We start from the raw sequence: 12646 nt of genomic DNA, 5'->3' as shown, positions 1-12646 counted from the left end.
CGTGGATCATGGAACTGGGTCGCGGAGCCAGATTCTGATCGACGCGACGTCGATGGTGCCGCGCCAGATGTAGTCGCGTTTGTCGTATCTGGTGGCGAGGGCTCGGTTGTGTTTGAGTTTGTTGATGCAGCGTTCGACGACGTTGCGCTGTTTGTAGATTTCGACATCGAAGGCCGGTGGCCGGCCACGGCGTAGCCGGTTGGTCGGCTGCGGGATGGTGGCTTTGATGCCTCGGCTCTGCAGGTGCGCACGAATGGTCTTGTTGGCGTAGGCCTTGTCGGCAAGGACTCTGCTGGGTCTCGTGCGTGGCCGCCCGCTGGTCCAGCGTTTGATGTCAATCCCGTCCATCACCGCGGTGAACGCGATCGAATCATGTCGCTGACCAGCGGTGGTGACCCGTGCCAGTGGGCGACATCGCAGGTCGGCAGCGAGATGGATCTTGGTAGTCAGGCCACCACGAGAACGGCCCAACGCCTCCCGGTCACCGCCCAGATTCTTGTAATTCGCTAGAGCCCCCTGTGTCCGGATCAAGCGGGAGCTCCTTGCGCGCACCGGCCGCGTGTTGATGTGCACGAACGATCGCCGAGTCAACCGCAGTCGTCCACTCACCATCGGCATCGACGCAATCACAGCCACGGCGCAGCTCAGCCAGAACACGCACCCACGTCCCATCCGCCGACCAACGCCGGTGTCGGTTGTAGACGGTCTTCCAATTCCCATAGCAGGAAGGCAGATCACGCCACGGGCTGCCCGTCCGCGTCCGCCACAGCACACCATCGATCAGCCGCCGATGGTCCTGCCAGCGCCCACCCCGACAAGGCGCCCGATCCGGCAGCAGCGGCTCAAGCCGCTGCCACTCCTCATCAGTCAGGTCATGACGATCAAACACACCTATGAACTACACGACCACCCCCCATAAAGATCCACGGGACACGCCCTAGTTCGATGGCGAGCGGCACACCGTCCAACCGTTGGCACAGGCGACTCACCACACGTTCGCTAGTCCGGTCCACGACGAAGCCAGGCAAGACGGATCTGGCTCGATCCTCGAACAGTTGCACAGCCTCCGAGTATGTGGACACCACACTTCGATCCGCTCCGCTCAGCGCCGACGAGCCGTGCTCCGATCGGGTCGGTTCGTCGATCCCCCGAGCCGACTCGGCCACCTCTGACAGGGACAGCGGTGCAACGGGCCAGATGTGCTCGCCTTCGATTCCGAGCGGCTCCCGGCTTGTCGCCAACACCCGCAGGCCCGGCGCGGTGGAAAGCAACGTGGCGCACAGGCTGGCGGAGGGGCCGAGCACGTGTTCGCAGTTGTCCAGGATCACAAGGATGGTCTTGTCGGCCAGATAGTGCGCGAGCACGGTCTCGTACGTACGTGCCGACTGGTCCCGCAGGCCCAGGGCGGCCGCAACCGCACGATCGACCATCCCCGGGTTCTGCAGCTTCGCCAGGTCCACCCAGCACACCCCGTCGGTGAACGCACGTCGCAGGTTGCGCCCCACCCGCAACGCCAGCCGTGACTTGCCCACACCGCCGACGCCGGTGAGCGTCACCAGCCGCGACCGCGCCAGTGCGTGCTTCACCCCGGCTGCGGCCTCCCGGCGGCCGACGAAACTCGTCACCTCGACCGGAAGGCCACCCAGCTCCCGAGTCAGGCTGTCGGCCGCATCTGTTGCCAATGTCGGCATGCGCCTATTTCACCAAGTACATATCCACGATGAAGGGCGATTCCATGCGGTTTACGCAATCCGCTCACCGCATTCGGACCCCGCTGATTCCACGCTGATTCATGCTGCGTTGTCTACGAGCGTACGCCAGGAGCCGCACGCCGGCGGGGGCGCGCACGCCCGCCTCAGAGTCATCCTCGATCGCCACGCGGGGGCCGGGCGACAGTCCCAGCGTTTCGCCGAACTTCGCCCGCGGCTCAGGGCCGAGCGGAGACCTTGACCAGTCGCAGGGCGGCGTACGGCCAACCCCTGACCAGGTCGGCGGGCTTGGGCACCGCGGGCAGGCCGACGGGCGCCTCGCCACAAGGATCAATGCTGGATCCGGCCACCGCGAGGAACAGCACGAAGTGGTTGGCCGGAATACCGGGGCTGGACAGGTCCACGTCGATCGGCACCGCGCGCGGCAGTCGGGCGTCCAGCGGCACCGGCAACGGAATCTTCGGTGAGCCCCCGGGAGTCTCGGCGCGGTTCCACCCGGCCGGAGCGGGCGGAACGGGCCCGCCGCTCAGGACCCCGTTCACGTAGGCGGGGATCGGCGAGACGTTGGTCGCCAAAAGCGCCGACCGGGAGGGGCCGGAACGCCAGAGCAGCATGGCGAACGCGTTCCCGGCGGGCACCGGCTCGGTGTCGCGGTGGTGGATGAGGACATCGACCGTGCTGGGCTCTGCGAACACGTGGAAGACGTCGTTCACGACCTTCGGCGGGACGACGTTCTCCAGCAGGTCGATTTCCGTGGCGACCGCGTCCATCGCGAGCGGCGTCTGCCACGCCGGGCGGTACACGGCGAGGGGATCGGAGGGGCTGCTGGTGACGGCGCCGGCGGCGTCGAGGCGCGCGCCGCCGACCACCGCGTCCCACAGTGCCTTGTTGATCGTGGGTTCGACCGGGCCGAGCGCTGGAGCGGTGCTGCGGTGTAGCTCCAGGAGAGCACCGAAGGTCGCGGGCCACTGGCCGTCCGGGTGCACCGAGGGATAGAGCCAGCGGAACGCGGTCTGGAACGTCCACAGCTGGTACGCGGGTGCGTTGCCGATGTTCATGGACGCACCCGGCGAGAGCGGCCACCGTGGCGCCGCGGCAGGGTTCGCTCGCGGCCGGATCATGATGTCCCGGCTCGCGAACGGCACGACGTCCGGCCGGCCCGGCTTGACCCGGGGATTCTTCATCGGCGTCGGCAGCCGCCGCCGGTCGTCGCGGGCGTGCACCCGCAGGTACGTACGCTTCGGGTCGGGTGCGGCTCGCAGGTCGCGCTCCCAGACGCCCCGCGACTGTGTAGCGGCTCGCAGCAGTCGCGGGCTGTCGGCGGAGCCGTCCGGGTCGACCCAGATGTTGAGATCCTGCACCGCCACCTGTGGGAGTCCGTTGATGTCGGTCTCCCAGGTGTGCGGCCAGTGTGCGCCGGGCGCGGGTGGACCCGCGCCGCGCACTCCCTTCCACACGCCGGTCACCGTGCCGACATAGACCTCGGAGACCTCCACCGGATCGACGACCACCGCGTACGCCGGATCGAGCGCGGAGAGTTGGGTACGTAGCGACGTGGCGAAGAACCGGCTGCTCGCGTCGTGGAAGTACAGACAGGTGTCGGCGGCGTTCCCCAGGGTGCCGGTCGTGGCGAGGTAGAAGTCGTCCGTCCCAGGCACGGGCGCGACGTCGCTCAGCATGCTGACGGCCGGGTCCGGGGCGTCGATGACCGGCGGTGTCAACGTGACGTTGCTTGGTGCGACCAGGAGCCGCGAGGTCCACTGGTGGGTGACCGGGTCCTCGGTCCAGCGCACCAGCCCGTTCGCGAAGAGGACGAGGATCGTGGTCCACGAGACCCACTTCATGGTGACCACCTCGCCGAGGGGTCCCTTGCCGCCGCTGACCACGGGCAGCGGTGTGCCTCCCGGGATGCCGACGTTGCGGCTGGCCGGCGGGTCGCTCCCGCCCGCGCGTGGGTTGGTGAGCGGTCCACCGGGATAGGGCAGGACGTTCCAGGTGTTCGGGTCGGCGACGCCGAGATCGTCGGTGAGCCAGACGCGGTTGGTTCCGAGCGCGATCCGGGCGGACGTGGGACCGTGCCGGACCGCCGCGGCACCGGAGTAGAAGGCTGACGCCTCGCTCTCCCGGTCGCTGGTGGGGTCGACGAACGCTCCCTGGGTGAGGGGGTTCACGAAACCGGCGAACGGATCGCAGTCCCATGCCGCGAAGAACGCCTGCGAGACGATGACCTGCGACTCGTTCGGGTGGATCACGATGCCGCCACCGTCGCCATCCATGGTGTCGTGCCACACCTGGTCGCCGACCCGGGACTGCCGACCGTTGTCCTGCGTACCGATGGCGGCGAAATGGCTCGACGTCGGGTGGGCGGCGATGAAGTTGACCTCCAGCGCGGCCATGCCCGTCGCCCGGGGGGCGAACGTGTGGGCGCGACCGGCCTGGGTCGACACGAAGACGCCGCCGTCGGTCGCCACCCAGACCTGACGGTTGGGATGGGTGCCGGCCAGCCGGATCATGTGGACGTCGGGGTGGATGCTGCCGCCGACGTGTCCACCCGTGGCCGCACCGTCGCCGGCTGGTGGCGAACCAGTGCGGGAGACTCCCGCGGTCGGCACCAACGCCGGACCGACACTGACGTCGAGACACCACAGCGACGCACCGCCAGGACCGGTGTTGCCGCCGAGATAGACCCGGTCCACTCCGCCCACCACGTCGACCGCGATGGCCTGGTCGTAGTCGCGCTGGTTCTTGCCGAGCGAGTTGGCCACCCACACGACGGGCACGCCGGCGATCACGTCGGCCGACGGGGTGGCGGCGGCCGCGGTCTCGATCCGCCAGACGGTAGCCACCGTGGCCGTCGGCGCGGCGGGCTGGCGGTCGCCGAGCACATAGACCCGGTCCGCCTCGGGGTTCGCGAAGCTCATCCGCCCGACCATGGGAACCGCTCCGGATGCGGTGGGGTCGAGACCCGCCACCCAGTGGAAGGTAGCGCCCAGGTCGTCGGTGTAGGCCACCCCGCTGCCGGGCGGTGCGACGCCGGCCCGCGCGGGAGTCTCGAGTCCGAGCGCGACCGCCACCAGGATCCGGCCGTCCGGATCGCCGCCGCGGGCGATCCAGAGCACCTCGGTGACGATCGGCTGTCGTCCGGCGGGAAGGCCCATGAAGGTGCCGAGGGCGGGCTTCGCCGTCCAGGTGAACTCCCCGTTGTGCGGCGCCGCCGCGGGGCGCCGGGTGCCGAGGAACAGGCCCGCGCTGGTGCCCGCCGCCACGCGGTCGAGGCCGGGACCCGTCGTCCTGCCGGGGGTCGCTGCCGGGTCCCGCGCCAGCTCGAAGATGCCGAGGCCTTCGAAGACACCGCTGCCGGCCTCGGGCTCCCAGGTGGGGTCGTTGCCAGGCTTGGTCGCCGGCCCCAACGCGGCGAGGACGCCCCGCCCGGCCAGCGCGGGCCGCGCGGGTGGACGGCCGAAGCCCTGCAGCTCGCCGGTGCCGACCAGGACGAAATCCCGTGCGGCGTCGGCCTTGGGGTCAGGGCCCGGCGGATCGGCGAACGCGACGAGCAGCGCGCCACAGGACTGCGCGTTGTGGACACCGCCGGCCACCGCCGACCTGGCGGCCCAGCCACCCACGGGCGACCAGGTGGCGCCACCGTCGTCGGTGTACCAGACCCCACCCTTCGCGGTCGCGGCATAGGCCCGGCGGCCGTCGCCGCTCACCGCGACATCGCGAACCCGGCCGGTGGCGCGGGGGAACGACGGCGCGAAGAACCACGAGAACGCGCGGGTCACGGACGGGCCGATCGGCACCCACCGGCGTTCGTCGCCAGAGGGGAACAGCTCCATCGGGACGCCGGCGGCCGACGCCTCGGCCGCGAGCCGGTCGGACATCGCCGTTGCGAGTGCGGTGGCGTCGTACTCACCGACCCGGCTGGCGACGAACGAATGCCGCTCGGCCGCCCTTCCCGACCGTCGGGTCCTGGGTCGTGACGGTCGTGAGGTACCTGTGGAGGGAGGCGTCGGCTCGGTCATGGCGTCTCTCCCGGTCCGTTGCCCGGTCCGTTGCCTGGGTTGCCTGGCCCGTTGCCTGGTTCGGTGGGCGTGACCCGGATCCAGCCTTCCTGCGCCTCGTGTGGCAGCCGGGGGAGGTAGGCGGTCTGGGTGGCGGCGACGATCGGGTCGTCCCGCCAGGTGAGCGGCCCGGTCCGCCGGGTGAAGGTCTGCTTGTCGCCGAGCAGCGTGACGAGCGGCAGGCGGATCTCGGCCGGGTCGACGAGGACCGGTCCCACCCGCACGGAGGGGACCAGCCGTCGCAGCCCGGGCGAGGTCCACTCGTCGGACAGCGTGAGCTGTTTGCGTGGCAGGACCCCGGACGTGAGGTGCACCCGGCCGACCGGCAACATCAGCAGGGTGAGGCGCGCCGTCTGGCCGGGACGCAGCCAGATCGTGCCGTCGGGAACGACGTACGGATGGACGAGCGGGTCGACGTCCGGCACCGCGACCTGGCCGAGCAGGCCCAGGTGCCCACGCTGGCGGCCGCTGTCGATGGCCTGGGCGGCGACCGTCCGGTCCACCAGACGCAGGAGGGCGTAGTCGTCATCGAGGTAGAACCCGAGCAGCGCGTCGTCGGTCCGGCTGAGCGCACCCAGCCGGAACCCGAACCGTTGCTCGCGCATCGCGTCGTACGCCGCCCGGCGCGCCGCCGCCCCGCCCGGCGCGACCACGTCCACCTCGTCCAGGTCGTCGGGCGCGTCCAACCGCAGCGTCGCCCGGACCACGGTCACCGGCCTGCCCACCAGACCGGCGACGGTCGGCGAACCGATCGCCGCGAAGGTGTCGACGGTCCACAGCGTCGTGTCGATGACCCGCAGCAGCGCCGACAACGCGCTGATGCCGGGTGGTGGGTCGAGGTCGCGCGCCGCGACGTCGGCGTGCACGAGGCCGGCGGCGATCTCGCCGGTGATCCGTGTCTGGGCATCGAGGCCGGCCAAGGGGCCGGCGTCGGGTGGCAGCGGCCGGCCCGGTGCTGTCTCCCAGGTCACCGCGCCGTTCACGGCGTCGTGGCCGAGCTGCCCGATCGGCTCACCGGCGACGGTGAACGCCTCCAACGCCTCGTCGATGTGGTCGGGCAGCAGGAACCCTGCCACCGGGTTGACCGCGGCGGCGGGGTCGAGCTGGTCGACGTACGCCTCCCGCAGTTCGGTGGGGTCGGTACCGGCCGGCTGACCCGGGTCGACGAGACGGAAGAGCGCCCTGGCCAGGTGCTGGATACGTGGGCGCATCCGGATGCCGCCCGCGAGTCCTTCCACCGCGAGGTCGAGCGTGGTGGCGGTGCCGGCGACCGCCTCCGGCGGGATGTCGAGCACCCGGCCGAACGCGTCGACCAACCGGAGAGCGTCGATCCGGAGCGTCCCACCGAAGAGCGGGACGGGCGCGCCGGTCGCCCGCGGCAGGCTGTCGGCCCCGTCGCTGCCGTCGTTGTCGTCGGCACTGTCGTTGTCGTTGGCACTGTCGTTGTCGTCGGCACTGTGGAGGACGCCGACGTACGGGATGCCGAGGAGCTGCTCGCGAAGGCCGTCGAGCGACGCGGACACCAGGTCGAGCGGGGCGAGCAGATCTCCGAGGCGCCCCAGCAGGTCCTGGTCGGACGTCGGCAGGGTGGAGTTCCCGGTCGCGTCGCGCTGGAGTTCGGCCTCCCGCCAGCGACGGATTCCTTCGTACAGCGCCCGCGACACCCCCTGACTCAGGGGACTGCGACCGACGAGGGTCCGGCTCACCTCGGCGCCCGGATCCGTGGGCGGGTCGGTGGTCGGTTCCAGGTCGAGCCCGGCGAGTTGCCAGCCGGCCGTGGAGTCGTGCCCGTCGAGGGTGACCTTCCACTCCAGCCACAGTGGCACCCACGGCTGCCGCCAGGTGGTGATCGCCACGGGGCTCGGCGGGGCGCCCCTGACCAGCGCGTGCTCGGCCAGTTCGGCGGTGATCTGCCGGTCGAGCAGCTCGTCCCTCGTCGACCTTCCCTCCCAGGGATCGCCCGGCGCCAGGGCCGGCGCGGGTGCCGCGGCCGCCAGGTGGCTCGTGCCGTCGTAGCGGCCGTCGACGCCGTACAGCCGGACCATCTCGGCGGCGAGCCTGGTCCGGTAGACCTCGACCATCGACGCGTCCGGTGCGCCCGCCTCGGCGAGCCAGTGGAAGCCGTACAGGTTCAGCAGCACGGCCTCGCGGACCACCGTGAGCACCTCGTCGGGCACCGCGCCCGAGCCGAGCGAGCCGAGCACGGCAGTGCCCGTGACGACACCGTCGATCGCGGGTACGCACTCGCGCGGGTAGCGGCAGCGCAGCCGGCCCTGCTCGTCGTAGAGACCGTCGCCGTGGTGCCGGTGGTTCGGTCGTACGCCGCGCATCGCGAGCATCGGCGGCTGCGGCCGGAAGTAGCGAGGTGCAGGCCGGATGACCTCGCGGGACTCCGACGGCGTCGTGCCGCCCGGGGCGGGCAGTGTCTCCTCGGTACGCCGGGAGGCCGCTGCGCTCGCTCCGGTGCCGGATGTCAACGTGAGTTCGACGTCGGCCCATCCCAGCCTGGTGCCCAGCCGGTGCGGCGGCTGGGCGGCCCGGCCCTTGCGGCCCACGCGCGTGGGACCGAGCGGAGCGGTGTCCTCGGTGCGCAGGCGGTCCGGTTTCGCCGCCGGCAGTGGAGCGCCGGGCAGGGACCAGAACCCGTCGCCGTGCTCGCGTTCGGCAAGGTTCTCCAGGCCGTCGGGGCTGCCGATCTGCTCGATCAGGCCACTGGTGAAGGCCGCCACCAGGGTCTCCGCCGACCGCCGGTGGGTCGGGTCGAGGCCGAGCACCTCGGCGCCGAACGCCGAGACAACGTCGTCGACGTCCTGGCCGAGCGCGAGTCCGAGGTCAGCGGCATCGGGCCGGTCGTCGGCCGACGGGAGGGCACCCGTGACCGGTACGCCGAGCACGCTGCCGTGCACCAGCGTCGCGTAACGCGGCAGCGCCGGGGTCATGACGACCAGATCGGCGGCCCGCACCGGGGACTTGACCGTGAACGCGATGTCGTCGAGCGCGCCGGAGACGGTCCTCCCGTCGGCGCCGGTGATCCTCGCCGGAGCAGCGTCCTTCGGCGAGGGCATGCCCATCCCGTCGCGGATCCGGGTCAGGCGGGGGTCCTCCTCGACCAGCGCCTCGTCGTCGGCGTCGTGCACGACGTACCAGCCGAGATCGGCGAGGCGCGCGTCGAGCCGTCTCGGCCCGGTCGTGGCGGCCAGCGGGTCCTCGCCGAGGTCGCTCCACCAGCCGGCCACCGTGTACGCCGCCTGGTCGCCGGCGAACTTCTCTCCGGTGGTCAGGTCGTCAAGCGGGTCGTGGAAGCCGAACCGGCCCGCGCTCGCTTCGTACGACGCGGTCCACATCAACGAGCCACCGGCCGCGGCGTCCAACGGCTCGAGGACCGGGGTGTCGGGTGGCGCGGGATCGGGTGTCCCGACATAGGTCGCGAGGGGGGTGACCGATCCGGTGCGGGCGTCGATCACCCAGCCCCGCGGGCGTACCTCGCGACTCCCGAGGGGCTGGAGAGTGCGTACCACCACCCAACGGTCGGGCAGGCGGGGCAGGTCGAGAGCCTCGCCGGTCGGATCGCTCGCGCCCGCGACCAGGGCGTCGGGCATCGCCCAGTGCAGGTGGATGCCGGCGGGCCGGACGCTGCCGGGCTCGAACGGCGGCGGATCACCCGGCCCGCCGGTCATCGCGACGGTCGCCTCGCCGCCGTTGACCGGTACGACGAACGCCTGGACGTCGACGGGGACGAGGATCCGGGTGCGGCGGGAGAGCCCGTCGTCCCAGGTGCCGATCGTGGACAGCGCGGCGCCGGCCTGCACGAGTGCGGTGAACCGGCGGTCGACGATGGCGTCGCGGCGCCGCTGCGGATCGACCATCAGGGGCCCTCCGTCCGGAACACCTGGTCGACCATCGCCTGGTACGACACGGTCGGTCGGAACACGAACCGCACCGGCGTCGGTGCGGGATCGCCGAACACCTGCCGGAACGGGAACCGCACCAGCTGCAGGGCGTACTCCGAACTGTCCAGGCCGTCGGCCGCGCCGCTACCCGCCCGCTCCTCGAGCCGCCGCTCCAACTGCTGGATGTCCACGACACCTGTGGCGCCGGCCCGGAACGGCACGTCGACCGGTGCGCCCGGGAGGTAGTCGAACGTGGTCGCGTCGCGCGGGCGCAGCGTGGCCCGCACGTTCTCGTCCTCGCCCGTGGCGTCGAAGCCGAACTGCACGCCCTGGCGGGGCTCTTCGAGATGGACCACCGTCGGCACGCCGTCGAACAGGCACAGCAGCACCGCCGGAGCGAGGCGTTCCAACCGCAGCAGCCGCATCCGTCCCGGCTGGTCCTCCGGCACCCTCGCCTCGTCGGCGTCCGGGCCCGGATCGATGCTGAACGCCCGCACGTGCATCGCCGGCCACCCCGACACCGCCTGCGAACGCAGCAGGAAGCCGCTGATCGGCCCGGCCTCTCCGGCGTACCGGTTCGAGCCGGCCTGGCGGCGCAGGTTGCGTTCCTCGTTGTCGAGTTCGGCGCGCACCTGCGGGTACTGGTTCGAGAGCTGGGTCCGGTCGTCGCTGTTGACCGTTCCGACCGCGAGCGCGCCCTGCACCAGCGCATCGGTCCAGCGCCGGTCGACGTAGAACCAGCGGATCGACTCCGGTGGCAGCAGTTCGGAGTCGGCGACCAGATACGCGAACGGCACGCCGTCGAGCAGGCGGAGCCGGACCAGCCACTCCCGCAGCTCAGCCGGGATCGCGCCGTCGCCGTCGTCCTCGGTGGCGATCGCCACCGGCGGCAGCTCGCTGATCGCAAGCGGCAGCTCCCTCAGCACCGTTCGGGCATCAACCTTCACCGGTCTCCCCCTCCTCGCGTCCGGACCGCGGCGTCACGCTGGTCTCTGCCGCCTCGCCCGGCTCGCCCGTCACGCTCGTCTCTGCCGCCTCGGTGGCGCCGGCTTCGAGACCGGCCAGCAGCCGTTCCAACGCGTCCCGCCGGCGGGCGTCGCCCGCGAGGGTGTCGGCGACCAGGCGGTCGACCTCGCGGTGGAGGGTGCGGGCCAGTGCGTCCCGCACCTGCGAGGTCATCGCGTCGCGGGGACCGTCCGGCCGGAGCACCGGAGTGTCGCGCAGCCGGTCGAGCACCGTCACGGCATCACCGTCGAAGAGGTCGGCGGGAAGCCCGAATCCCTTGGCCAGCAGGCGTTCCGGCCCTTCGTCCACCGGCAGCGGTCGGCCGGGCGACACCAGCGGCGCGGGGTCGCCGAGGAAGTCTCCCGGCCTGGTAGCGACGGCCTTTCCCAGGCTCCTACCCAGCCGCACACCGAGGTGTCCGTCGAGCACCCGGTCTGCGCCGAGCACCCGATCTGCGCCGAGCACCTCGTCGAGGAAGCGCACGTGGTCGCTCCACACCGCCTTCCGGCGGGCGGTCTGGTAGCCGTTCTGCCGCCACCGCATCAGCGCCGCGATCATGGACGGCCGCGCGAGCGCCAGCAGCCGGCCGATCTCGAACGCTGCGGCGAGCGAGATGTCCTCCCGGCCGTCGGGTACGACGATCCGAAGCTGGTCGGTGGCGTGCGCGAGCGGCAGTCGGTCACCTGGTGAATCGGTGGTGGGATGCGCGACGAACGGGCCGCGATACCAGGAACGCACCGGGTCGCCGCGTCTGGTCCGGTGCGCGAGCCCGGTGTGCCCGGTCTCGACGACCTCGATCGGCGGCCGCCCCGTCACGCCCGGAGCGCCCGTCCCCTCGGCGGCATCCGCGTCCGCGACCGTGCCGAGCAGGCCCGAGTCCAGTCCCTCGATCAGCGAGCGGAACGTCATGGTGCCGAACGACGTGAAGCTCCAGTGCAGCAGCACGGGGAACCGCAACGTCGGGTCCACGGCGACGAACTCGCCCGCGACATAGCCCGAGATCACCGCCTCGCGGAAGTCCCGGGCCATCTCGGCGTAGACGTCCGCGTGCTCTCGCACCGTCGGCTGGGCCGACCAGCTCGCCTGCTGGGTGGAGCGGACGGCACTCGTTCCGGGGTTGGGGACGGCGGTGACGGTGCCGACGGTGCCGGCGGTGCCGGCGGTGGGCGCGACGTTCACGTCGTACGGCTGCCGACCCATCGTGGTGTGGTCCCACTGGGCCTGGTTGGCGTAGGTCGTGGCGACCTTGACCGGCAGAGGGGTGAAGGGCGCGGGCTGCGGCGCGCTGGGCAGCAGGCTGGTGAACTGTCCTTCGAGGTTGACCAGGCAGGCGAGGTACTTCACGGGGACCTCGGTGCCGTCCGCGTCGTGGCCCTGCAGGGGGAGCCGGTTGCTGATCACCACGGCCAGGAAGCCGTCGTCGTCGCCCATCATCAGCTCGGTGTCGTGGATGTCCACCTCGCGCGCGTGCGCCAGCAGTGGTACGTCGAGCTGGGTGGGGAAGATCCGGTCGACCATCGACTTGCGGATCTGCAGGTAGTTGCCGAGCTCGACGTCCGACTTGCCGGGCAGGGTCCGGCCGGGCGTCACGCACTCGGCCACCGGTTGGTTGAGCTGGAGTTCGGCTTCGCCCTCGGCGACCAGCACCAGCGCGAGCCATGGGGTCGAGGGCGGGACGCCGTTCTGCACCAGGCGTTCCCAGGGCAGAGTCCGGCGGCGGATCACGATCTGCGGAAGTCGGGTCCCGTACGCCCCTTCGCTGCCGGCCGGTGGGAACGTCGACAGCACCTGGTCGGGCGGCAGCGTGTAGCGCGGCGCGCGGACGGTGACGTGGGTCGGCAGCTCGGCGACCGGCAACTGGCCCGGGTCGTGCCCGGTGGCGCTCATCACCTGGCTGGTCGTGAAGCGGTAGTCGCCGGCCTGCAACGGCGGCTCGATCCGTGAGTACAGCACGAACTTTCCCTCACCGACGGCCATGCGC

At 71.5% G+C, this 12646-nt stretch carries 6 protein-coding genes; all 6 read right to left on the bottom strand.

Annotated features, from left to right (window positions below; translation table 11 throughout):
• Nucleotides 1-6: 6 nt before the first annotated feature.
• A protein-coding gene (locus ABNF93_RS25935) for an IS5 family transposase (RefSeq protein WP_502877627.1) occupies nt 7-895 on the bottom strand; the annotation gives its coding sequence in 2 pieces (ribosomal slippage) (nt 7-523 and nt 522-895; 891 coding nt in all).
• Nucleotides 882-1691, bottom strand: a complete 810-nt coding sequence (locus tag ABNF93_RS25930) for an ATP-binding protein (RefSeq protein WP_349330794.1) — start codon at nt 1689-1691, stop codon at nt 882-884. Before ABNF93_RS25930 ends, ABNF93_RS25935 begins: the two co-directional genes overlap by 14 nt.
• A 236-nt stretch (nt 1692-1927) precedes the next feature.
• Nucleotides 1928-5731 carry a beta propeller repeat protein gene (locus tag ABNF93_RS25925; protein ID WP_349330793.1) on the bottom strand — a complete coding sequence of 1268 codons (3804 nt, stop codon included), beginning with the start codon at nt 5729-5731 and terminating at the stop codon, nt 1928-1930.
• Nucleotides 5728-9636 carry a hypothetical protein gene (locus ABNF93_RS25920; protein ID WP_349330792.1) on the bottom strand — a complete coding sequence of 1303 codons (3909 nt, stop codon included), beginning with the start codon at nt 9634-9636 and terminating at the stop codon, nt 5728-5730. The genes ABNF93_RS25925 and ABNF93_RS25920 overlap by 4 nt, the downstream gene beginning before the upstream one ends.
• Nucleotides 9636-10607, bottom strand: a complete 972-nt coding sequence (locus ABNF93_RS25915) for a hypothetical protein (RefSeq protein ID WP_349330791.1) — start codon at nt 10605-10607, stop codon at nt 9636-9638. Before ABNF93_RS25915 ends, ABNF93_RS25920 begins: the two co-directional genes overlap by 1 nt.
• Nucleotides 10597-12642, bottom strand: coding sequence for a hypothetical protein (locus tag ABNF93_RS25910; RefSeq protein ID WP_349330790.1), 2046 nt, complete (start codon nt 12640-12642; stop codon nt 10597-10599). The genes ABNF93_RS25915 and ABNF93_RS25910 overlap by 11 nt, the downstream gene beginning before the upstream one ends.
• Between the last annotated feature and the right edge of the window lie 4 nt (nt 12643-12646).

It is taken from the genome of Actinopolymorpha sp. B9G3, assembly GCF_040120725.1.
In the GTDB taxonomy this organism is placed as follows: Bacteria; Actinomycetota; Actinomycetes; order Propionibacteriales; family Actinopolymorphaceae; genus Thermasporomyces.
The sequence above is the reverse complement of the archived record's forward strand: the minus strand, read 5'-3'. Positions and strand labels throughout refer to the sequence as shown.